Source organism: Jatrophihabitans sp., assembly GCA_036389035.1.
Classification (GTDB): domain Bacteria; phylum Actinomycetota; class Actinomycetes; order Mycobacteriales; family Jatrophihabitantaceae; genus Jatrophihabitans_A.
Map to the genome: position 1 here is coordinate 72072 of DASVQQ010000016.1, position 22851 is coordinate 94922.

At 70.6% G+C, this 22851-nt stretch carries 20 protein-coding genes; 12 read left to right on the forward strand and 8 right to left on the reverse strand.

From position 1 onward, the window contains the following. The first annotated feature begins 133 nt into the window (after positions 1–133). The 5 genes from VF557_11670 to VF557_11690 all read left to right on the forward strand — a co-directional run bounded on the left by VF557_11670 (position 134) and on the right by VF557_11690 (position 5141). Positions 134–1456, forward strand: a complete 1323-nt coding sequence (locus tag VF557_11670) for a UDP-glucose/GDP-mannose dehydrogenase family protein (GenBank protein ID HEX8080862.1) — start codon at positions 134–136, stop codon at positions 1454–1456. A 181-nt stretch (positions 1457–1637) separates the two neighbouring features. Further along, complete coding sequence (locus tag VF557_11675) at positions 1638–2450, forward strand: methyltransferase domain-containing protein (protein ID HEX8080863.1); 813 nt, start codon at positions 1638–1640, stop codon at positions 2448–2450. A gap of 124 nt (positions 2451–2574) precedes the next feature. Continuing rightward, a complete protein-coding gene (locus VF557_11680; GenBank protein HEX8080864.1) occupies positions 2575–3864 on the forward strand; it encodes a DUF222 domain-containing protein in 1290 nt (429 codons plus the stop codon). 72 nt (positions 3865–3936) lie between these two features. Further along, positions 3937–4416, forward strand: a complete 480-nt coding sequence (locus tag VF557_11685; GenBank protein ID HEX8080865.1) for a MarR family transcriptional regulator — start codon at positions 3937–3939, stop codon at positions 4414–4416. Continuing rightward, positions 4413–5141 (forward strand): hypothetical protein, encoded by a 729-nt coding sequence (locus tag VF557_11690; GenBank protein ID HEX8080866.1) that lies wholly within the window; start codon positions 4413–4415, stop codon positions 5139–5141. The genes VF557_11685 and VF557_11690 overlap by 4 nt, the downstream gene beginning before the upstream one ends. An 8-nt stretch (positions 5142–5149) precedes the next feature. On the opposite strand, the gene VF557_11695 is transcribed toward VF557_11690, so the two are convergent. The 4 genes from VF557_11695 to VF557_11710 are packed head-to-tail and all read right to left on the reverse strand — an operon-like array spanning position 5150 to position 10695. Next, the gene (locus VF557_11695) at positions 5150–6136 is read right to left on the reverse strand and encodes an ABC transporter permease (protein ID HEX8080867.1); all 987 of its coding nucleotides are present in this window, start codon (positions 6134–6136) and stop codon (positions 5150–5152) included. Continuing rightward, positions 6120–8963 carry an alpha/beta fold hydrolase gene (locus tag VF557_11700; protein HEX8080868.1) on the reverse strand — a complete coding sequence of 948 codons (2844 nt, stop codon included), beginning with the start codon at positions 8961–8963 and terminating at the stop codon, positions 6120–6122. The genes VF557_11695 and VF557_11700 overlap by 17 nt, the downstream gene beginning before the upstream one ends. 18 nt (positions 8964–8981) lie before the next feature. Continuing rightward, complete coding sequence (gene purE / locus VF557_11705; GenBank protein ID HEX8080869.1) at positions 8982–9515, reverse strand: 5-(carboxyamino)imidazole ribonucleotide mutase; 534 nt, start codon at positions 9513–9515, stop codon at positions 8982–8984. After that, positions 9499–10695 (reverse strand): 5-(carboxyamino)imidazole ribonucleotide synthase, encoded by a 1197-nt coding sequence (locus tag VF557_11710; GenBank protein HEX8080870.1) that lies wholly within the window; start codon positions 10693–10695, stop codon positions 9499–9501. Before VF557_11710 ends, purE begins: the two co-directional genes overlap by 17 nt. A 92-nt stretch (positions 10696–10787) precedes the next feature. On the opposite strand from VF557_11710, the gene VF557_11715 reads away from it, so the two are divergent. Next, complete coding sequence (locus VF557_11715; GenBank protein ID HEX8080871.1) at positions 10788–11504, forward strand: alpha/beta fold hydrolase; 717 nt, start codon at positions 10788–10790, stop codon at positions 11502–11504. 112 nt (positions 11505–11616) lie between these two features. Next, positions 11617–12144, forward strand: a complete 528-nt coding sequence (locus tag VF557_11720) for a GtrA family protein (GenBank protein HEX8080872.1) — start codon at positions 11617–11619, stop codon at positions 12142–12144. A 33-nt stretch (positions 12145–12177) separates the two neighbouring features. On the opposite strand, the gene VF557_11725 is transcribed toward VF557_11720, so the two are convergent. Then, positions 12178–12900: a Clp protease N-terminal domain-containing protein gene (locus VF557_11725; GenBank protein ID HEX8080873.1), complete on the reverse strand. Its 723-nt coding sequence runs from the start codon at positions 12898–12900 to the stop codon at positions 12178–12180. A 170-nt stretch (positions 12901–13070) separates the two neighbouring features. Between VF557_11725 and VF557_11730 the strand changes: the two genes are divergently transcribed. Both VF557_11730 and VF557_11735 read left to right on the forward strand, forming a co-directional pair. Next, positions 13071–13889 (forward strand): hypothetical protein, encoded by an 819-nt coding sequence (locus VF557_11730; protein ID HEX8080874.1) that lies wholly within the window; start codon positions 13071–13073, stop codon positions 13887–13889. Between the two features lie 10 nt (positions 13890–13899). Next, on the forward strand, positions 13900–15453 hold the full coding sequence (locus VF557_11735) for a DNA polymerase Y family protein (GenBank protein ID HEX8080875.1): 1554 nt from the start codon (positions 13900–13902) through the stop codon (positions 15451–15453). 39 nt (positions 15454–15492) lie between these two features. Here the strand turns inward: VF557_11735 and VF557_11740 are convergent, their stop codons facing one another. Beyond that, on the reverse strand, positions 15493–16425 hold the full coding sequence (locus VF557_11740; GenBank protein ID HEX8080876.1) for a proline dehydrogenase family protein: 933 nt from the start codon (positions 16423–16425) through the stop codon (positions 15493–15495). 5 nt (positions 16426–16430) lie between these two features. Beyond that, complete coding sequence (gene pruA / locus VF557_11745) at positions 16431–18101, reverse strand: L-glutamate gamma-semialdehyde dehydrogenase (GenBank protein HEX8080877.1); 1671 nt, start codon at positions 18099–18101, stop codon at positions 16431–16433. A gap of 61 nt (positions 18102–18162) precedes the next feature. On the opposite strand from pruA, the gene VF557_11750 reads away from it, so the two are divergent. The 3 genes from VF557_11750 (at position 18163) to VF557_11760 (ending at position 22339) form a co-directional block, all read left to right on the forward strand. After that, complete coding sequence (locus VF557_11750) at positions 18163–19776, forward strand: helix-turn-helix domain-containing protein (GenBank protein HEX8080878.1); 1614 nt, start codon at positions 18163–18165, stop codon at positions 19774–19776. Positions 19777–19841: 65 nt separating this feature from the next. After that, entirely contained in the window at positions 19842–20246 is a 405-nt protein-coding gene (locus VF557_11755; GenBank protein HEX8080879.1) for a response regulator, read from the forward strand. Continuing rightward, a complete protein-coding gene (locus VF557_11760) occupies positions 20243–22339 on the forward strand; it encodes an ATP-binding protein (protein HEX8080880.1) in 2097 nt (698 codons plus the stop codon). The genes VF557_11755 and VF557_11760 overlap by 4 nt, the downstream gene beginning before the upstream one ends. Here VF557_11760 and VF557_11765 read toward each other — a convergent pair. After that, a complete protein-coding gene (locus tag VF557_11765; GenBank protein HEX8080881.1) occupies positions 22306–22830 on the reverse strand; it encodes a DinB family protein in 525 nt (174 codons plus the stop codon). The genes VF557_11760 and VF557_11765 overlap by 34 nt on opposite strands. Positions 22831–22851: the final 21 nt, after the last annotated feature.

A 22851-nucleotide genomic window follows, 5' to 3' on the forward strand; every position in this document is an offset into this window, starting at 1 on the left:
CGGACGGGCAATCAGCGGGCTGTTCGGCGAGCGAAAACGGTGCTAAGGCGCCGACGCGATAGCCTCGGGGCAGCCCGGCCACACCGCCGAGCGTCCTCTCCATGGGGGACCACCTAGCAGGAGTGAAAGATCTATGACTCAGCGTCCTCGCCTCTCGGTGATCGGAACCGGCTACCTGGGGGCCACCCACGCGGTGTGCATGGTCGAACTCGGCTACGACGTCATCGGCCTGGACGTCGACATCGCCAAGATCGAGGCGCTGCGCGGTGGCAAGATCCCGTTCTTCGAGCCCGGACTGCCTGAGCTGCTGGCCAAGCACATCGACTCGGGCCGGTTGCGTTTCACCACCGACTACGCAGAGGTGGCCGAGTTCGCCGACGTGCACTTCATCTGCGTCGGCACTCCGCAGAAGAAGGGCCAGTACGCCGCGGATCTGAGCTATGTCTCGGCCGCGTTCCGCTCGCTGGCTCCGCACCTTGATCGGCGGGTTCTGGTGGTCGGCAAGTCCACCGTGCCGGCCGGCACCGCGGTGCGGATGGCCAAGGTGCTGGCCGACCTGGCTCCGAACAAAGAGGTGGAGCTGGCCTGGAACCCCGAGTTCCTGCGGGAGGGTTTCGCCGTCGAGGACACCCTGCGTCCGGACCGGCTGGTCTTCGGCGTGCACAGCGAGTGGGCCGAGCAGACGTTGCGCTCGGCGTTCGCGCCGGTCATCGAGGCAGGCACCCCGGTGATCGTGACCGACTTCGCGACCGCCGAACTGGTGAAGGTGGCGGCGAACTCGTTCCTGGCCACCAAGATCAGCTTTATCAACGCGATGGCCGAGGTGTGCGAGGCAACCGGCGCCGACGTCACCCAGTTGGCCGACGCGATCGGTCACGATGCCCGGATCGGGCGGCGTTTTCTCAATGCCGGCCTCGGTTTCGGCGGCGGCTGCCTGCCCAAGGACATCCGGGCCTTCATCGCCCGGGCCGGCGAACTCGGTGTGGATCAGGCGGTGTCGTTCCTGCGCGACGTCGATGAGATCAACCTGCGCCGGCGGGCCCGCACCGTCGAACTCGGCCTGGACCTGCTGGACGGCTCCTACCGCGGCACCCGGGTGGCGGTGCTGGGCGCGGCGTTCAAGCCGAACTCCGACGATGTCCGTGACTCCCCCGCCCTGGACGTGGCGGCCGCGGTCGGCCGGCGCGGTGCGAGCGTGCTGGTGTATGACCCCGAGGCCAACGGCAGCGCCCAACGGCTGCACCCCGAACTGTCCTACGCCGCTTCGTTGGAAGAGGCGGTCGAGCAGGCCGACCTGGTCATGCTGCTCACCGAATGGTCGATCTTCCGGGCGATGGACCCTGACACCATCGGGGCCCGGGTCGCGCAGCGCAACCTGGTCGACGGGCGCAACGTGCTCGACCCGCAGCAATGGCGGGCCGCCGGCTGGGCCTACCGGGCTCTGGGTCGCCCGTAGCTCTGGACGGAGTTCACAGGCCTGGCTTCGGCTGCCGCTTTGCACGCTGATATCTGCAGAATCACTAACCTGCCTTGAACATCGGCGTCCTAAGTAGCGTTGTGGGGCTCCACCGGGGCCGGTTATTCTGCGGCTCGTTAATCCGTCCAGTGGCTTGCCCCTACATGATGCGGAGAGATGAGTGAACGCGAATAAGGCATTGTGGGAAAAGGGCGATTTTACGCGTCTCGCTGAAAGTATGAGGACCAGCGGTGAGGCAATCGTGGCTGGACTCGGCATCGCCTTCGACTCCAAGGTCTTAGATCTTGGGTGTGGTGACGGAACCACCGCTATTCCTGCGGCGAAGTACGCCGCGCAGGTGGTGGGTGTCGATATCGCAGAGAACTTGGTCGCGGCTGGAGCGCGCCGGGCCGACGAGCAGGGGCTTACGAATGTGACCTTCCAGCAAGGCGACGCGTCGGACCTCAGCGAACTCGCGGATGACACATTCGACCTGGTTATAAGCTTTTTTGGTGCGATGTTCGCGCCGCGCCCCTTTGACGTCGCGAAGGAAATGGTTCGCGTTACCCGGCCCGGTGGTCGAATAGTGATGGGTAATTGGATCTCTGGTGATCCGACACTGGTGGCGCAGATTCTCAAGATCAGTTCCGCGTACTCTCCGCCTCCGCCGGAAGGCTTCATCAGCCCCATGACCTGGGGGATCGAGGACAACGTCAGAGAGCGCTTCGGCGCCGCAAGAGTTCCTGCCGACAACATTTCCTTCATCAGGGACACCTATACCTTTGAGACCGAGGGAAGCCCGTCAGACTTCCTGGCTACGTTCAAGACCTATTACGGCCCCACCATGAATGCTTACGAGGCAGCGGAAGCGAACGGCCGCGCAGCCGAACTGCAGGACGAGCTCGAAGCACTGTTCACCAGCCAGAACACGAGCACCATCGACACGGCGACACGCATTCCCGCCACCTTCCTCCGCGTCACGGTTAACCTCTAAGTTCGAACCTTGATCCTCCGGCACGGCAGCGCATGTCGGTGGGCTGAATGCTGACTTGTGGATAGCCAACGAGTTGTCCACAGGCGAGAAGAGGTTGTCGTACCCCTGCCTTAGTGTCTGATGTATGACAGCAATGGCGACGACACCAGTGGCAGCAGCCGCCGCGTTGTGCGCCGATGTCGCCGAGCTGATGACCATTCCACTGTCACCGCTTGGCGAAACCGAGCTACTGGACATGCTGCGGCTGGCCGAGCAGGCCCGCCGGCAGCTCGAGCATCTGGACCAGTTGCTGATCGCCGAGGTCGAGGCCCGCAACGTGCCGGCCCGCTACGTGCAGCGCGGCACCAGCTACTTCTTGGCCGGGCTGCTCAACCTGGCACCGGGTGAGAGTTCGCTCCGGGCCAAGCGGGCACGCGAGCTGTCTTCGCGACTGTCTCCCACCGGTGAACGGCTGGAGCCGCGGCTCCCCGCCACGGCCGCCGCCCGGGCTGACGGAGCGATAACCGCCCAGCATGCCGACGTCATCGCCAACGCGATCGATAAGGTTCGCAGCAGTCTGAGCGTCGCTGAGGTGTCCGAGGCCGAGTGCTTCCTGGTCGAGCAAGCCCGGCTCTTCGACGCGAGGGTGCTGTCCGGCATCGCGCGGCGGCTGCTCGACACCATCTACCCGGACGGCCGGCTCGCCGACGAGCGTGAGCAGCGACGACGGCGCCGGCTGACCTGCGTTGCCAGCGGCGACGGGATGTATCGGATCAACGGTGACCTCGACAGCGAGACCGCCGCACTCACGCTGACGGTGCTGCACTCGCTCGCCGCGCCGAAGCCGACGGACGTCGGCGGGCCGGACGAGCGCCACGCGGGTCAGCGGCTGCACGACGCCTTCCGGTCAGTGCTCAAGCTCGCGCTGCGCTCCGGTGAGTTGCCTGCTAGCGGCGGCGTTCCGGCGACCGTGCTGATCACGATGACCGCCGAGCAGTTCGAGACGGGCACCGGTCTGGTGACGACCAGCTTCGACCAGCAACTGCACGTCGCTCAGGCGCTGCGCCTTGCCGGCGAGGCCAGCATCGCCTGGGTGGTGCATGACAGCTCGGGCGCGATCCTGCGCTACGGCCGGACCCGACGGCTGGCCACAGCCGGCCAGAACCTGGCGCTGATCGCCCGTGACCAGGGTTGTGCCTTTCCCGGCTGCACCGACCCGCCCGAATGGACGGAGAAACATCACATCACGCCCTGGGCACAGGGAGGTTCGACCGATCTGGACAATCTGTGCCTGCTGTGCGACTTCCACCATGACCGGTTCGAAAAACAGGGCTGGCGAATCACCATGCTTGACGGCGTGCCCTGGTTCGTGCCACCTGCCTGGCTTGATGCCCACCAGGTGCCCAGACGCAACTACCGGGCCAGCAGGCAATGATCGGTGGGACCCGCCGGAACAGGTGCTGCCCCCGTTCATGAGGGTGCAACATCATGTGGTTAACTCACTAATATGGTGACGACGCCTCCCACAGCCGCAGCCTTCGTCGATGCCCTCGATTGCCTGATGGAAGTAGTGATGCTCATGGAGAGCGACATGCAGAGCGAGCTGAGCGCCCGGGGGCTCACGAAGGCCCGCACGCACGTGCTGTGGGAGCTGAACCGGCGACAAGACGCTCATCAGCGCCAGTTGGCCGATGCCGTCGGCGTGACACCACGGACCATGACCGGGCTCATCGACGGGCTGGAGTCCACCGGGTTCGTCGTCCGCCGGCCCGATCCGCGCGATCGCCGCGCCATCCACATCGAACTGACAGCGAAGGGACGCGAAGCCGCCGACTGGCTGGTGGCAGGTCATACGAGCCTGGCGAGCAGCCTGTTCGGCCAGATGAGCGCAGCCCGCTACACCTGCTTCGCGGCAGGGTTGACCGAGGTGCGCGACCGCCTGCGCGCGGCTATCGACGGTGCGGCAGTTCAGGGCAGAACCACATGAACGGGCTGCGACGCGGCGCCGGCCTGGTGCGGCGGTACGCGATCCTGGAGGTGAAGCTCTACGCCGCTCTTGCTCGGTGGTGCCTGCGGCGCAAGGACGTGCCGCCCGGGGCCGAGCCCTGGGGATACGCCCAGCTCGTCACCCCCATGATGTGGCTCTGGGTGTTCGGCTCGGCGACGGAGCTGGTAGTCCTGCACCTCATCATCCCGTGGGAGCGCATCCGTTTCATCGTGGACCTCATCAGCGTATGGGGCCTGTTCTGGATGCTCGGCACGCTGGCCGCCTACCGGATCCGCCCGCACCTACTGCTCCACAAGCAGCTGCGTGTCCGCAGCGGCGTCTACCACGACATCGTCATCCCGAAGGGCGCCATCGCCTCAGCTTGCGTTCGGGAGGCCGACTTGCCCTCCGCGATGTTCACCCTGCACGTCGAAGCAGGCGACAACGTCAATGCCGGTGAGAACGCCGCAGGTGAGAAGGGCGACCAGGTCAGCCTGGGTGTGTCTGGCCGCACCAATGTCGTGGTCAGGTTGCGGGCGCCGACCCCGATCTCCACGGCCAAGGGCGTCGTTCCTGCCGGCACCGTGCGGTTATGGGTGGACGAGCCGCGCCAGTTCGTCGCTCGGTTGAACGCCGATATCAGCCATGAGGGAGCCGATATCAGCCACGAGGGAAAGGTGAGCCGCGAGGGAAAGGTGAGCCGCGAGGAGGACGCCGCAACGTAATACCTCGCTCAGCTGGTGATGTCCTTGCGGGCGAACCGGGTCCAGGCGAGGGTGAAGAACACGGAGCTGTAGATCACCGCCAGCGCGCAGCCCCGGATCATGTCCTCCCAGCTGATCGCCGGGGTGAGGGCGTCCAGCCACGAGTACTGGAAGTGGGTGGGCAGCACCACCCGGTACGGGTCCAGCGCGGTGATCGAGTCCAGGATGTTGGACACCACCACCAGGAACACCGCCCCGCCGACCGCGGCCAGCGGCGCGTCGGTCAGCACGCTCAGCAGGAACGCCAGACTGGCCACCACCAACGCCTGGCCGGCGGCGTACAGCGCGACGATCAGCAACCGCTGCAGCGTCTCGGTGTGGGTGAAGCTGCCCCCGAACGGCGAGCGTGCCGGGTCCCAGCCGAAGAACACCCCGCCCACCACGTACGCCCAGGCCGGCAGCAGCAGGTTGACCCCGAACGAGAACGTCAGCGCCACCACCAGTTTCTGGCGCAGCAGCCGCCCCCGCGGGATCGGCATCGCCAGCAGGTAGCGCAGCGATGACCAGCTCGCCTCGCTGGCGATGGTGTCGCCGCAGAACATCGCCACGATCACCACCAGCAGAAAGCCGACCGAGGCGAACTCGGTGAAGAGCGCGAAGTTGCCGGCCCCCGCGGTGGCCAGGTCGACCAGCGCCGGGCGGTCGCCGTCCGAGTCGCCCGACCCGCCGATCTGAAAGGCCAGCGCCATGACGATCGGCAGCGCCAGCAGCAGCAGCCCGACCAGCTGGGTGCGCCGGCGGGTCAGCTGGCGGGCGAACTCGACCCGTAGCGGCATGGTGCGCCTGGTGTTGAAGGCCGGCTGGGCCGAGCTGCCCTGCTCGGCCGACAGCGGGGGCAGCTGGGCGAGCCGGGAGTGGACGCCACGCCTGGTCGGCGGCACCCCCGCGGGACCCGGGGCCGAGGCCGGGCCAGGGACGCGGCCCGGGGCAGAACCGTCGCTAGTCAACGCGCTCACCGATCAGATCCAGAAAGACGTCCTCCAGGGCCCGACGGGCCGGCACCACCCGGGCCGGCATGCCTGCGGCCACCAGCACCTCACGGGCCCGGTCGACATCATCGACGGCCAGCTGGGTCGAGCCGGAACCGGCCACCTCGGCGACCGAGCCGGCCGCCACCAGCCGGCCCCGGTGCATGACCACCACATGGCTGCAGGTCTGCTCGACCTCGGCAAGCAGGTGCGAGGACACGATCACGCTGCGCCCGGTCGCCGCGTAGCGGCCCAGCACCTGCCGCATCTCGGCGATCTGCGGCGGGTCCAGGCCGTTGGTCGGCTCGTCCAGCACCAGCACCTCGGGCAGGCCCAGCATCGCCTGGGCGATCGCCAGCCGCTGCTGCATGCCATGGCTGTAGGTCTTCACCCTGCGCTCCAACGAGTCCCCCAACCCGGCGATCTCGAGCACGGTCTCGAACTGGGCCTGCTCGACCGGCCGGCCGGACGCGGCCCAGAACAGCCGCAGGTTCTCCCGGCCGCTCAGGTGCGGCAGGAAACCCGGTCCCTCGACGAAGGCGCCCAGCCTGGACAGCACCTTCGCCCCGGGCACCACCTCGTGACCGAACACCCGGATGGAGCCCGCGGTGGGCAGGATCAGACCCATCAGCACCCGCAGCGTGGTGGTCTTGCCGGCGCCGTTCGGGCCCAGCAGGCCCAGCACCTGACCACGCTCGACCCGGAAGCTCACCCCGTCCACCGCGCGGTAACCGTCGGCATAGACCTTCGCCAGGTCCGAGACCACGATCGGCACCTGCGCCAGTGCCGGGTCGGCATCGCCGGGTCGCCGGGACCGCAGCCGCCACCAGCCGTAGGCCAGGCACAACAGCAGCACCAGCGCAGCCACGATCAGCCAGTTGCGCGCGCCGCTGGTGCGCACCTCGGTGACCGGCAGCGACGCCAGGTTGAGGGTGGCGCCGGACTCGGCCAGGGTCTCGCCGAGCTCCACGGTGTAGGTGGCGGGCTCGGTGGGCAGCTGGTAACCGTAGTCGGTGGTGGCCACCTCGACCGCGATCCGGTGCCCGGCCGGCACCTGGGCCACGATCCACGGCAGCCGGGCCGTCACCAGCTGCACCTGTCCCGGCGGGCCGGTCAGCTGGATCGGTGACACCAACCGGGCCGGCAGGGTGTCCGAGCCGTCCGGGCCGAGATCGCGCAACGACAGGAACAGGGTGGCCGTACCGGTCCGGCCGGTCGTCACCCTCAGCCGGACCTCGGACGAGCCGATCACCAGCGTCGACTCGGTAAGCGGGTCCGAGCTGAACAGCACGCTCTGGCCGGGCAGCCGGGACAACCCGGCCGCGCCACCGAGTCCGGCCCCGGCCGCGCCACCGATCAGGTCGCCAAGTCCGGGAACGGTCGACACCGCGGCCGGTGAACCGCCGGCAGGTGCGCTGATCTGGCGAGGCGGGCCCCGCAGCGTCACCGGCCGGCTGGTGAAGTCCGGACGTCCGGGCAGGCCCGGGTAGCCGAAGGCCCGAAGGGTGGTGGCGACCGTGCGGCCACTACTGGACGAGATTCCCGCGCCCGGCTGGGAAAGCAGGAACTCCGGACTGGTGCCGCCCTTGCCGCGCAGCTTCTGATCGAAGAACTTTCGCTGCATGCCGGTGACATCGTCACCGGCGCCGGGAGCGTCGTGGCCGCCGGAGCGCCACCGGACCTGCACCTGGGCGCCGGCCGCCGCGATCTGCCGGGCGTTGGCATCGGCCTCGCTGAGCGGGAACAGCGAGTCCTGCTCGCCCTGGGTCAGCAAGGTCGGCGCCCGCATCCCGGCCAGCACCGAGGCGGGGCTGGACTCGGCCAGCAGGGTGGCCAGCCGCAGGTCCAGCGGGTCGCCGGCGACCGCCCGCTGGTAGCTGGCGCAGAGTTCGGCAGCGAACCTGCCGCAACTGCTGAAGCCCGCCTGGGGCGCGCCCGGCCCATTGCCGGAACCGCTGGCGCCGCCGGCGCCGCCCGTGCCACCAGCACCGCCCGTGCCGCCCGTGCCGCCCGTGCCGCCGGAACCGTCAGTACCGCCGGAGTCAGCCTGGCCGTCCGGAGCGGCGGCGAAGCCGCTGGAGAACAGGTAGCCGGCCCAGAGCCTCTTGAACACCCCGGCCCGCTGGTCAGCGCCCCCGGCTCCGTTGGGAAACAGCGACCTGGCCAGGTTGTTCCAGGTGATGTCGGCCGCCACCGCCCCGACCCGGCGGTCGGTGGCCCCGAGCATCAGGGCCAGCGCGCCGCCGTAGGACGAGCCCGCTACCCCCACCACCGGCCGGTCCCCGGTCCGGGCGACCTCGGGACGGGCCTGCAGGAAGTCCAGCAGCCGGGAGCCGTCAGCGACCTCGTAGCGCCGGGAGTCCAAGTGGATCCGGCCACCGGAGGCGCCGAACCCCCGGGCGCTGAAGGTCAGCACCACGTAGCCTGCTCGGGCCAGCCTGCGCGCCGGGCCGTCCAGGCCGGCCTTCGACCCGCCAAAGCCGTGCGCCAGCAGGATCGCCGGGGCCGGAGTGTCCTGGGGCAGGTAGAGCGAGGTGTCCAGCGATACCGCGCGGCCGTCCGGCTCAGGCGTGCCGGTGACCGACTGGGCTGACACCTGGATGGCCGGCTCCCGGTTCAGCACCACCAGCAGCCCGATGACCAGCAGGGCAGCCAGGGCGGCGGCGGCGAGCTGCCTGCTTCGGCGCGAGCTCAGCCAGCCGCGCCAGCCCCGGCGGCGGCGCGAGCTCAGCCCAGCCCGGCGGCGCGAACTCAGCCCATCCCGGCGGCGCGAGCGCAGCTGATCCGGTGGACCCGTCCACCTATGGCGTGCCATCGACGCCTACCCAGGTGCTCACCAATCGAGCGTACGTACCTTTTCCGCCAGCGCCCGATCCTTGCCGAGGGCGATCTCAGCCAGCTCGGCCTGGAAGGCTTCGATCCGGCCGCGCAACCGCTCGTCGGCGGCCGCCAGGATCCGGACCGCGAGCAGGCCCGCGTTGCGGGCGCCGCCGATCGACACGGTGGCCACCGGCACCCCGGCCGGCATCTGGACGATCGACAGCAGCGAGTCCAGGCCGTCCAGGTACTTCAGCGGCACCGGCACCCCGATCACCGGCAGCGGCGTCAACGAGGCCACCATGCCGGGCAGGTGGGCGGCGCCGCCGGCCCCGGCGATGATCACCCGCAGGCCGCGGCCGGCAGCGGACCGGGCGTAGTCGAGCATCGCCTCCGGCGTCCGGTGCGCCGAGACCACCCGGACCTCGAACGGCACCTCGAACTCGGCCAGCGCCTCACCGGCCGCCGCCAGCACCGGAAAGTCCGAGTCGCTGCCCATGATCACCCCGACCTGCGGCGGCCGGCCGGACTGCTCAGGCTGTTGGGTCATGGGCATCCACCTTCGCTCGCCGGCCCAGGGACAGGTAATCCGCCGCCGCCCGGGCCCGGCCGCGCACCAGCGCCAGGTCATCGCCCAGCGCGGTGACGTGGCCGACCTTGCGGCCGGGACGGAATCCTTTTCCGTACAGGTGAATCTTGACGTCCGGCCAGTGGGCCATCAGGTGGTGCACCCGCTCGTCCAGCGCCGGTTCGGTGTCCGGCGGGCCGCCGAGCACGTTGGCCATCACCACCACCGGCGCGGTCTGGGCGGTCACCCCCAGCGGGTAGTCGAGCACCGCCCGCAGGTGCTGCTCGAACTGCGAGGTGCGCGAGCCCTCGATCGTCCAGTGCCCGGAGTTGTGCGGGCGCATCGCCAGCTCGTTGACCAGCAGCGCGCCGCCCCGCTCGACGAACAGCTCCACCGCCAGCACCCCGACGACGTCGAGCTCGGCGGCGATCCGCAGCGCCAGCTGCTGGGCCGTCTCGGCCTGCTCCTCGCTCAGCCGCGGGGCCGGGGCGATCACCTCGGTGCAGATGCCGTCCTGCTGGACCGTCTCGACCGGGGTCCAGGCCGCGCCCTGGCCGAACGGCGAGCGGGCCACCACCGCCGCGATCTCGAAGTCCAGCTCGACCTTGGCCTCCGCCAGCAGCGCCGTGCCGGCCGCCAGCAGCGGCTCGGCGTCGGCCATCGAGTCCAGGATCCAGACGCCCTTGCCGTCATAGCCGCCCGAGATCGCCTTGAGCACCACCGGCCAGCCGACCTGCCCGGCGAACTCCTCTAGCGCCCGGCGCGGATCGGCCTCGACCGACAGGTCCCGCCAGGGCGGCGCGGCCACTCCCAGCTCGGCCAGCCGGCGGCGCATCTCGGCCTTGTTCTGGGCGAAGCGCAACGCCGGCGCGGAGGGCAGCACCAGCACCCCGTCGGCGGCCAGCGCCCGCAGGTGCTCGCCCGGCACGTGCTCGTGGTCGAAGGTCAGCACATCGCAGCCGGCCGCGAACCGGCGCAGGTCGGCCAGCGACCGGTAGTCCCCGAGCTGGACGTCACCAGCCACCATGGCCGCGCCGTCGTCGGCGGAGTCGGCGAGCAGCCGCAGCGACTGTCCCAGGGCGATGGCGGCCTGGTGGGTCATCCTGGCCAGCTGGCCCGCGCCCACCATGCCCACGACCGGCAGACCGGTTCGGCTATCCACAGTCGTGGAATCTAGCGCCTGCGCCGCCGACCGCTGACCGGCGCGGCGCCGGCCGGGTTGGGCGGGGTCGCGGGCGCCGGAGCCTGGGTACGGTGACAAGCATGATCACCGCCACCCCGCACCTGTCGGTGGAGACCGGCCGGCATCCCAGCCAGGCCGTCGTCCTGGTGTTGCACGGCGGCCGCGAGTTGAGCACCGACCCGGTGCGGGCCCGCCAGCTGGCGGTGCTGCGGATGATCCCGTTCGCCCGTCGGATCGCCCGCCGCGGCGGGGGGCGGGTGGCGGTCGCCCGGCTGCGTTATGCCAGCCGGGGCTGGAATGCCGCCGCGGGCGGCCCGGCTCCGGTCGCCGATGCCGAGTGGGCCTTGCGGCAGTTGACCGAGCGCTTCGGTGACCTGCCGATCGGCCTGGTCGGGCACTCGATGGGCGGTCGGACCGCCCTGCGGGTCGGCGGTCACCCGCAGGTCCAGGGAATCGTGGGCCTGGCCCCGTGGCTGCCGGCCAGCGAACCGGTCAGCCAGCTCGCCGGCCGGCGGGTGCTGCTGGTGCACGGCAGCGCCGACCGGATGACCTCACCAGCCGGCACGGCGGCCTACGCCGCCCGGATCGAGGCTGCCGGTGCGGCGGTGAGCCTCGTGTCGGTGTACGGGGAGGGGCACGGAATGCTGCGCCGGGCCCAGCTGTGGCACGAGTTGGCCGCCCAGTTCGTCCTCAGCACCGTCCTGGAGGATTTCGAGCCGCCCGGCTGGCAGGGCAGTCCGCAGCTGATCTCCCAGGTGGTGCGAGGGGCGGTCCGGCTCAGCTGCTGACCCGGCCGCATCGCCACCGTGCGACGCGATGCCTGACACCGGCGTGACGCCATGCCTGACACCAGCGCGAGGATCGTTTTACCGAACCGTCCGGGAAGTACACTCGACGGCAATGTTCTCCTCACTCGTCAACCACGTCCGCGGCTCGTGGCGCATCCTGGTCAAAGAGATCACGGCATTCGGCATGGTGGGTGCGGTGGGTTTCATCATCGACCTGCTGCTGTTCAACCTGCTCTTCAATCACGGCCAGATCACCGCCAAGGCGGTCTCGACCGCGGTCGCCACCGGCGTGACCTATGTCGGCAACCGCAACCTCTCGTTCTCACACCGGGCCCGCAGCAAGCTCGCCCGGGAGGCCGGGTTCTTCTTCCTGATCAACCTGATCGCCCTGCTGGTGGCGCTGGTGATCATCGGGATCTTCTCCTACCCGCTGCACTTCAAGCATCACGTGCTGGTGATGAACGTGGTCAACCTGTTCACCATCGGCCTCGGCACGATCTTCCGGTTCTGGGCGTACAAGCGCTTCGTATTCCTGCACCCGGACCGGGTGGCGGCCGGGCTGCCGGATCTTGACCCGAACGACCCCAACGACCGCGATGACCCGGACGCCGACACCGAGCCGGTGCTGCGCGCCGGCTGAGGCCACGGCTCGGCCCCGCTGAACGCGGCGAGATCAGCTGCGCGAGTGCTCCAGCCTGCTCAGCCGCTGCCGGATCTCCTCCAGGATCGAGCGGATCGGTGCGCTCACACCGCTCAGTGACAGGGTGGTCTGGGCGTAGTTGATCGCGCTCAGCGCCACCCGGACGGCGGCGCGGCACCTGTCCAGCTCCAGCCCGAGCGTGCGCAGGGTGGCGGTCGCCAGGTCGTGCTCCGGACCTGCCAGCACTCCCAGCAGCAGGTGCTCGCAACCGATGTAGTTGTGGCCGAGCAGCAGGGCGGCCTGTGCTGCCGCCTCGCACACCTCGTCCAAGGTGGCGGCCTGCCGGGTCTCCGACGCGCGCCGGACGGCCGACTCGGTGGCGCGCAGCTCGCTGCGCAGGTCCTCCGGATCGATGTCCAGGCCGCGCAGCACCGCCAGCGCGAGGTTGTTGCCCTCGACCAGCAGCCCCTCGATCAGCTCGATCGAGGTCGCCGGACGGTGCGCCGCAGCTGCTTGCTCAGTAGCCACCGCCAGCGCCTTCTCGGCCCGCTGGGTCAGTCGGGACCGCAGCTGAGCGGACTTCTCGCTCTGCCCGGCGCCCGGCTGCCCGGTACCCGGCTGATCGGCGCCAAGCCCCCCGTCGACGGCTGCTACGGCGTCGGCCAGCGCCCGTTGGCAGACCGCGGACACCGGGACGCCGGCATCGCGCACCGCGATGGCCAGGCTGTCGGGTAGGTAGACGTTGATCTTGGGCACCGGGCCTCCAGGCAGCAAGGGAGTTAGGGTTACATTAGGTTTATAACCCCTTAGGGGTTATAGCGTCAAGACCTCACCAGACCGAGCGCGGCGGCTGGTGACTGCGGAATGGGCCAGCTGACTGCAAGATCTACATTGACATAATCGAACAACTATTCGAAAATAGTCAGATGACCGCCGCCGGCTTCCAGGACCTTCCGGAAGCGGAGGACGCCCACGAGCGTGACCTCGAAGCCGAGCAGTTCGACGACAGCGACGGCGCCTACGCGGTCGCCGAGCCTGACCCGTTCAGCCAGCCGGCGGTCCCGCTGCGCCGACCGGCCCTGCGCCCCGAGCTGCGAGCAGCGCTGGACTCCCAGCAGCCCGGCGACCTCAACACCCTGACCACCCCGGCGCTGCCGCCGCTGCCGGTGCCGTCCGGGCTCGGGCAGTTGCTGCCGGACGGGCTGCGCCGGGGCAGCACCGTCGCGGTCACCTCGTCGGTGTCGTTGCTGCTCGCCCTGCTCGGCCCGGCCTCGGCGGCCGGCGCCTGGACGGCGATGGTGGGCATGCCGGCGATCAGCGCGGAGGCCGCGCTCGAGGCCGGCATCGAGCTGGAACGGCTGGCGATCATCAGCGCGCCGGAGCCGGGCTGGACCGGGGCGTCGTGGACCACCGCGGTCGGCGCCCTGCTCGACGCCGTGGACGTGGTGGTGGCCCGGCCGGGCGGAGCCGGCGCCGACCCCGGGGCGATGCAAGGAACCAGCGGGGTCACCGACGGCGACGCCCGCCGGCTCAACGCACGAGCCCGCAGCAAGGGCGGCATCCTGGTGCTGTTCGGCCAGCAGGCCGCGTCCTGGCCTGCCGTCGAGATCGAGCTGTCGGCCACCCACGACCGCTGGATCGGGATCGACCGGGGATACGGCCGGCTGCGGCAGCGCCAACTGCGGGTGATGGCGACCGGCCGGGGCCGCTCGGCCCGCCCCCGCAACACCGACCTGTGGCTATGAGCGGGTGGCTATGAGCTCGCCACCCCGGATGGCCGCGGTCTGGTGCCCGGACTGGCCGGTCACCGTCGCCCGGACCGCGGCCGGCCTGGCCGACACCGAACCGGTCGCGGTGTTCACCGCCAACCGGGTGGTGGCCTGTTCGCACGCCGCGCGCAAGCTCGGCATCAGGCGCGGCCTGCGCCGCCGGGAGGCCCAGGCACGCTGCCCCGAGCTGGCGGTCCTGCCACGCAACCTGGCGGCGGAGGCCCGCGCCTTCGAACCCATCCTGGCCGCGATCGAGTCCGTGGCGCTCGGAGTGGAACTCGGACGCCCGGGGCTCGCCATGATCGGGGTCCGCGGTGCCACCCGGTACTTCGGCGGCGAGACGGCCGTCCTGCATGCCCTGGCGCAAGGCATCGCCGAGCACACCGACGACGTGCTGATCGGGGTCGCGGACGGGGCTTTCGCCGCCGAGCAGGCAGCCCGCCGCGGCATCATCGTCGCGCCGGGCGGCTCGGCGGAGTTCCTCGGCGAGCTGCCGATCGGCACGCTGGAGGACCCGGGCCTGGTCGACCTGCTGAAACGGCTGGGTATCCGCACCCTGGGCGCCTTCGCCGCGCTGCCGATCGCCGACGCTCAGGCCAGGTTCGGGCCGACGGGGGCCTGGGCGCACCGGCAGGCAGCCGGCCTGGACAGCCGGCCGATCGCCGGCCGGCTGCCGCCGACGGAGTTCGAGGTCAGCATCGAGCTCGAACCGCCGCTGGACCGGGTCGACACCATCGCCTTCAGCGCCCGCGGCGCGATCGAGCGGTTCGTCTCGGAGCTGGCCGAGCACGGCCAGGCCTGCACCTGCTTCGAGCTGGTCGCCCAGACCGACCGGGGCGAGGAGACGGTACGGCGCTGGCGCCATGCCGGGGTGCTCACCGCCGTCGACGTGACCGACCGGGTCCGCTGGCAGCTGGAGGGCTGGCTGAACCGGGCGGCCGGCGAGCTGAACGCGCCGTCCGGGCCGGTGAGCCTGCTGCGGCTGACTCCGGTCGAGACGGTTCCCACCGGCACCCATCAGCGCGCCCTCTGGGGCGGTGAGGGGGCGGTGGACGAGCGTGCTCACCGGGCGCTGGCCCGGGTGCAGACCCTGCTCGGCCACGGCTCGGTGCGGACCCCGGTGCTCGGCGGCGGCCGGGGGCCGGCCCAGCGCACCAGGCTGGTGCCGTGGGGTGATGACCGCGAGCAGCCCGCTGACCAGCCGTGGCCGGGCCGGCTGCCGTCCCCGGCGCCCTCGGTGATCATCGACCCGCCCCAGCCGGTCCAGGTGCTCGACGAGACGGGCCGGACGGTGCTGGTGACCGACCGGGGCACGTTGCCGGCCGCGCCGGCTCGCTATGTCGGAGCCGCTGACCCCGCTGCGCCGGCCGCCGCGGTGACCGCCTGGGCCGGTCCGTGGCCGGTGGACGAGCGGTGGTGGGACCCCGAGTCGGCCAGGCAGCTGGCCCGGATGCAACTGGTCGACGTCAACGGGCGGGCCTACCTGGTGTGCTTCGACCTCGCCGCCCAGCAGTGGCTGCTGGAGGCGCTGTATGACTAGCGGCTACTTGGACTAGCGGCTACTTCTTGGGGCTAGCGGCTACTTCTTGGACGTCAGCGAGCGCAGGAAGAACGTCAGGTTCGCCGGCCGTTCGGCGAGCCGGCGCATGAAGTAGCCGTACCACTCGTCGCCGTAGGGGACGTAGACGCGCATCCGGTGACCGGCCGCGGCGAGCGAGCGCTGCTCCTCCGGCCGGATCCCGTACAGCATCTGGAACTCGTAGCTGTCAGCCGACCGCTTGTTCTGCACGATCAGCGAGCGGGCGGCGGCGATCATCGCCGGGTCGTGGCTGGCCACCATCGGATAGCCCTGGCCGCCGAACAGCACGCCCAGGCACCGGCGGTAGGAGTCCTCGACCTCCTCGCCCTGAAAGGCCACCGACTCGGGCTCGGCGTAGGCGCCCTTGCACAGCCTGATCCGGGAACCGGGCGTCGCCAGCTCGCGGCAGTCGGCCTCGGTCCGGCGCAGGTAGGCCTGCAACACCGCGCCGACCCACGGAAAGTCCTGCCGCAGCTTGCCGACGATGTCCAGCGTCGAGTCGGTGGTGGTGTGATCCTCCATGTCGATGGTCACCGTGGTGCCCACGTTCGCCGCCGCCTGGCAGATCCGGCGGGCGCCCTCCAGCGCGATCCGCTCACCGTCGCCGGGCAGTGCCTGGCCGATCGCCGACAGCTTCACCGAGACCTCGGCGTCACCGGCCGGCGCCAGTCCAGCCAACCCGGCCAGCACCGACTCGTACGCCCGGACGGTGTGCTCGGCCTGCTCGGCGGAGGTGGTGTCCTCGCCGAGGAAGTCCAGGGTGGTCAGCAGCCCTGCCGCTGCCAGCTCGGCGGTCACCCGCAGCGCGTCGGCCTCGGTGGCGCCGGCCACGAACCGGTTCACCACCGGGCGGGTCAGCCTGGACTTCTCGGCCACCGACCGCAGCCGCGGCGAGCGGGCGGCGGCCAGCAACGGCTGGCGAAGCAGGGCCATCGCGGCTACTCCCCCGCCGGTTCCGGCGCTGACTCTGGCTGCTGGGCGGGGTACTCGACGGAGGTGGGCGCCACGAAGGTCTCCTTGATGGCTCGGGGCGAGACCCAACGCTGCAGGTTCAGCACCGAACCCGCCTTGTCGTTGGTGCCCGAGGCGCGCGAACCGCCGAAGGGCTGTTGGCCCACGACGGCGCCGGTGGGCTTGTCGTTGACGTAGAAGTTGCCGGCCGTGAACCGCAACCGTTGCTGGGCCTGGGCGATCGCCTGCCGGTCGGTGGAGATCACCGCGCCGGTCAGGGCGTACGAGGCGCCGGAGTCGACCACGTCCAGGACCTTGTCGAACGCGGCGTCGGCGCCGGCGCTGTCGTCATAGACATGGATCGACAGGATCGGCCCGAAGTACTCGGTCGAGAACACCTCGTGGGTGGGGTCATCAGACACCAGCACGGTCGGCCGGATGAAGAAACCCTCGCTGTCGTCAGCGGTTCCGCCGGCGATGATCTCCAGCTTCGGATCGTTCTTGGCCCGGTCCAGGACGGCGGCCAACCGGTCGAAGGACCGCCGGTCGATCACCGCGCCCATGAAGTTGCCGAAATCGGTGACGTCGCCCATGGCCAGCGCGTCGACCTGGGCGGCCAGCTCGTCCTTGAGCCGGGACCACAGCGAGGCCGGCAGGTAGGCCCGCGACGCGGCCGAGCACTTCTGTCCCTGGTACTCGAAGGCGCCCCTGATCAGCGCGGTGCGCAGGACGTCGAGGTCAGCGCTCGGGTGGGCCAGCACGAAGTCCTTGCCGCCGGTCTCACCGACCACCCGCGGGTAGGTCCGGTAGCCGGAGATGTTGGTGCCGACCTCTTTCCACAGGTGCTGGAAGGTCGCGGTCGAGCCGGTGAAGTGGATGCCGGTCAGGTCAGGATGGGGCAGCACCGCCTCCGAGACGGCCAGGCCGTCACCGGTGAGCAGGTTAATCACCCCCGGGGGCAGGCCGGCCGCCTCGAGCAGCAGCATGGTGAAGTGCGCCGAGAGCAGCTGGGTCTCCGACGGCTTCCAGAGCACCACGTTGCCCATCAGGGCCGGCGCGGTCGGCAGGTTGCCCGCGATCGCGGTGAAGTTGAACGGCGTGATCGCGTAGACGAACCCTTCCAGCGGCCGGTGGTCCAGCCGGTTCCAGACGCCGGGTGAGGAGATCGGCTGCTCCTGCTGCAGCTGCGAGCCGAAGGCCACGTTGAACCGCCAGAAGTCGATCATCTCGCAGGCGGCGTCGATCTCGGCCTGCACCACGGTCTTGGACTGCCCGAGCATGGTGGCGGCGTTCAGGGTGGCCCGCCACGGGCCCGACAGCAGGTCCGCGGCGCGCAGGAAGACCGCGGCCCGGTCGTCGTAGGACAGTGCCTGCCAGGCCGGAGCGGCCGCCTTGGCCGCGGCGATGGCGTCCAGCGCGTCCTGCTGGTCGGCGTGGGTGTAGGTGCCCAGCACGTGGGAGTGCTTGTGCGGCTGGACGACCTGCCCGAGCCGGCCGCTGCCCATTCGGTGCTCACCGCCGATCACGCAGCTGATCTCGACGGGTTCGGCTGCCAGCTCGGCGAGCTTGCTGGTCAGGGCGGCGCGCTCGGCGGAGCCGGGCCGGTACTCGAGCACCGGTTCGTTGCGCGGTACGGGAATCTGGGTGACGGCGTCCATGACGTCCACGGTAGGCCGTTCGAGGCCACCGTGGCTGCTCGAAATGGATAACATCGCAATTGTGAATTCCGCCTATGCAAGCAGGGACGCCGCGATCGCCCTCCTGCGGCGCTTCCCGGCGGCCACCGCGGTCGCGGTCGCCGACCCGCAGGACCCGGGCGCGCCGCTGGCGGCCGGGGACCTGGTGCTGGGCGTCGGCGTCGACCCGGCCGGCGCCGCCGAGCTGCTGGCCAGCGCCCGGGCGGCCGGGGCCGCGGCGGTGCTGCTGCGCCGGCCGGCCGCCCCGGACGAGCAGGACGAGCTGGAACGACGGGCGGCCGCTGAGCAGGTGCGGCTGGACTGGCTGGGCCCCGAGCACAGCTGGAGCGAGCTGCACCGGCAGCTGCTGAACCGGCTGACGCCGGCGGCCATCCGGGCCGATGACGAGCTGGCCGAGCTGGCGCAGACGATCGCCACCCTGACCGGTGGCCTGGTCACTATCGAGGACACCTCGGCGCGGGTGCTGGCCTACTCGCGATCCAGTGACGAGGTCGACGAGCTGCGGCGGCTGTCGATCCTGGGACGCAGCGGGCCGTCGCAGTACCTGGCGCTGCTGCGCGAATGGGGCGTCTATGACCGGCTGGCCTCCTCGGAGGAGGTGGTCGAGATCGCCGAGCACCCCGAGTCCGGGGTACGCCGGCGGCTGGCAGTCGGGGTGTTCGCCGGTGACCGGCAGCTGGCCACCATCTGGCTGCAGCAGGGCAGCGGCGACTTCGAACCGCACGCCGAGCAGGCGCTGCTGGGCGCGGCCCGGATCACCGCCGCCCAGCTGGTCTCGCGGGGCAGGCAGCCGGCCGGTTCCGAGCTGGCCGGCCTGCTGGGCGTCGGCCCGGACAGCGCCGGCCCGGACAGCGTCGGCCGGGACAGCGCCGGCCCGGACAGCGCCGACCCGCCCAGTCCTGCCAGCGCCGCAGTGCCCAGCGTGCCGGCCCGGCTCGGGCGGGCGGCCCGGCAGCCGTGCGCGGTGGCGGTGGTCGAGCTCGGCCCGGAGCCCCGCGATGCCGCCACCGCCGGATCGCAGCTGGACGAGCTGGCCGCGATCCTCACCGTGCACGCCGCCGCCTACCGGCGCGCCGCCCTGGTCGAGCAGCTCCAGGGCCGGGTGTACCTGCTGTTGCCGGCGCTGGACAGCGTGAGCGCCGCCACGGCGATGCTGCGCCAGGCGATGGGCGCGGTGCGCCGTCATCTGGACCCGGCAGCTCGGGCGGCGATCGGCCCGATCGTGGATTCGGTACTGACCGCGGCTCAGTCGCGCCGGGGCGCCGAGCTCGCGCTCACCGTCGCCCGAGCCGGTCCAAGAACAGACCCGGTGGCCGGTTTCGACACCGCACGACCCCGACTGCTGATCACCGCGATCGAGAATTGCCTATCCGAACAACAGCATTTGCTCGATCCGCGGATCAGCTCCTTGATCGAGTCCGACCCTGACGGCGCGTGGACGCTGCTGAACTACCTGGAAGCGGGCTCGGACGTGGGCCGGGTCGCGACCCAGATGCACCTGCATCCCACCACCGTCCGGTACCGGCTGCGCAGGGCCACCCAAGCGACTGGAATTGACCCATCCGGAGGAGCGGCTAGATTTGCTATGCATGTCCAACTGCGTTGCGGCTTGCGTCCCGAGCTATCCGAGGGATGATTCAAGGGGTCTGACGGGGGCCAGAACCACAAGGTTGCGCACCACGGGGAGAAAGGCTCACCGCCATGACGAACGAGCCGATGCCCGAGAAAAGGCTGCCGGTCGCGCTCATCGCCGAGGACGACCGCGACATCCGCGAGCTGGTGAAGGCGAAGTTGAGCGCCGCCGGCTACCAGGTCATCGCCTACAGCAACGGCCCTGAGGCGCTGGCAGCGACGCACCAACACCGGCCCGATGTCGCCCTGCTGGACGTGATGATGCCTGGCATCTCCGGCATCGAGATCCTCACCCGGCTGCAGAAGGACCCCGGCACCCGCACCATCCCGGTCATCCTGCTGACCGCCAAGAGCCAGGAATTCGACATCAACTCAGGCTTCGCCGTCGGCGCCGCCGATTACATTGTCAAACCGTTCAGCCCCAGGGATCTGGTCTCGCGCGTGAATGCGGTGCTCGGGTGGACGCCCGCGTGACCAATAGCGTCGTCTCCGCCGACTCGCGTGACGCGGTCGGCACCCGACTGCGCAGGCTCGTGCTGTTGTTGCTGTTACTGCTGGTCGCAGTCGGGACGGCCGGCGTGCTCGCCGTCCAGGCCGCCACCGACCACGCCACAGACCTTGCCAGGGGATACGGCCCGGCCGGTGAGGAGCACGACGCGGCGCTGACCCTGATGCTCGACGCGGAAACCGCTGTCCGTGGTTACCTGCTCTTCGGCGAGAAAGCCTTCCTGGAGCCCTACCAAAGCGCTCGCAGCAAGATCCTGCCCGCTCTGGACGCCACCGGCGCCCACCTGCACGAGATCGGCGAGCACGGCCTGGACGCCGCGCTCGCCACCGAGCGGGCGCTGGCCAAGCAGTGGCTGGAGTCCTACGCCGACCCGATCGCCGACTCGGCTCGCCCCGCGAAGGCGGTCGCGGCAGCCCAGCAGCAGAGCGCCAAGCGGCTTTTCGACCGCTTCCGCCAGGCCGACGCGGTGGTCGGCACCAGCCTCGACGACAACCGCCGCCGGCTGCGGGAGCAATCCCAGCGGCTGGGCAACCTGGCCATCCCGGTGCTGATCGTCACGACCGCGCTGGCGGTGCTGATCGCCGCGATCCTGGCCTTCCGGATCGCTGCCGGCCTGAGCCGTCCATTGCGAGCGCTGCGCACGGTGGTCGGGCGGCTGGACCGCGGTGACCTCGGCGCCCGCGCCAACGAGCAGGACGGCCCGTCAGAGGTGCGGGCGCTGGCCCGGGCGGTCAACGCGGTCGGCCGCCGGGCCCGGGCCGAAGCCATCGTCGACCGGGACGCCGAGGTGTTCCGCCAGCGCACCAGGCTGATCGCCTCCACCATCCGGCGTACCACCAACGGCGCCCAGATGGCCGATCTGCTGGTCCGTGGCCTGGGCGACGCGATGGAGGCCGACCGGGTCTGGCTGCAGATCTTCGCCGACGAGCGGGTGCCCCAGCTGACCGCGCAGTGGCAGCGCGAGCCGTTGAAGCCGTTGCCCGACGGCGGGCCCGAGCAGCTGGAGATGACGCGGGCGCTGGCCAACCGGCTCTGGGAGACCGCCCACATCATCACGATCGACGATCACCGGACCTACGAGCCGACCATCGCCGGGCGGGGCTCGTTCGCCCTGGCCCAGGCGATCGGCGCCAGCGCCTCGCTGGTGGTGCCGATCGGCGACAGCGCCAGCGCCTTCGGCCTGCTGTGGGTGTCGATGGCGGGGCACTCCAGGCACTGGACGCTCACCGAGACCGGCATCACCCAGCACCTGGCCGCCGACCTGGCGCACAGCCTGGTGCAGTCGCACGTGATCGAGCGGCAGAACCAGGCGGTTCAGTTGCTGCGTGAACTCGACCAGGCCAAGGCCGACTTCATCGCCACCGTCTCGCACGAGCTGCGCACGCCGTTGACCTCGATCAGCGGTTACCTGGAGATGCTGCAGGACGGCGACGCCGGGCAGCTGCCGGACAACGCCGCGGCGATGTTGGGCATCATCGACCGCAACGCGACCCGGTTGCGCAACCTGATCGAGGACCTGCTCACCCAGTCCCGGATCGACGCCGGCCGGCTGCGGCTGGAGCTGGCCACCGTGCAGCTGCGGCCGTTGCTGCAGTCGGTGCTGACCGCGATGGCGCCGCTGGCCTCGGCCAGCGACGTCAAGCTCGAGCTCGGCGTCTCCCAGGACAGCCTGAGCGTGCAGGCCGACCCGCAGCAGCTGGAGCAGGTCTTCACCAACCTGATCTCCAACGCGTTGAAGTTCACCCCGGCCGGCGGCAGCGTGCTGGTCACCCTGGAACCGGCCGATGACGATGACGGCGTGCTGATCCAGGTCCGCGACACCGGCATGGGCATCCCGCCGGATGAGTACCCGAACCTGTTCACCCGGTTCTTCCGGGCCTCCAATGCCGCCGAGGCCGCGCTGCCGGGCACCGGCCTGGGGCTGGCCATCGTCCAGGAGATCGTGCACCGGCACGGCGGCGCCGTCGACATCGAGTCCGAGCTGGGCGTCGGCACCACCCTCACGGTCTGGCTGCCGGCCGCGCCTCAGGACACCCGGCTCAACAGCCCTACCAGGTAACCGGCCTGTCCGGCGTGTTGCAGGTCATCGGACAGCACGCTGACCAGCCGCACGCCCAGAGTCACCGGCGGGTCCCAGGAGTCGTCCACGATCCGGGCCAGGTCTCGCTCGGACAGCCCTGCCAGGTACTGCCGGGATTGGGAGAAGACGGCCTGGTGGTAGTCCAGCAGCAGCTGGACCGACGGCACCCGGACGGCGGCCACCTGCTCGGGCTGGTGGCGGTAGCCGGTGTCGGAGCTGTCGAAGGGCAGTTCGAACCGCTCGTGCCAGCCACCGGCGGTCCAGACCTGCTCGAGGCCGGCGACGTCGGCGATGTGGTCGTCCTGGATCCGGGTCAGGTGCCAGATCAGCCAGCCGATCGAGTTCGATCCCGGCGCCGGCGCATAGGCCAGCTGCTCCGGTGACAGGGCGGTCAGCGTGTCCTGAACCTCCTGTCTGATCCGGTCGTAGCCGTCCACCAGCAGTTGCGCCACTGTCACTTTGTCGTCCATCCCCCTATTTGATCAGGCCGA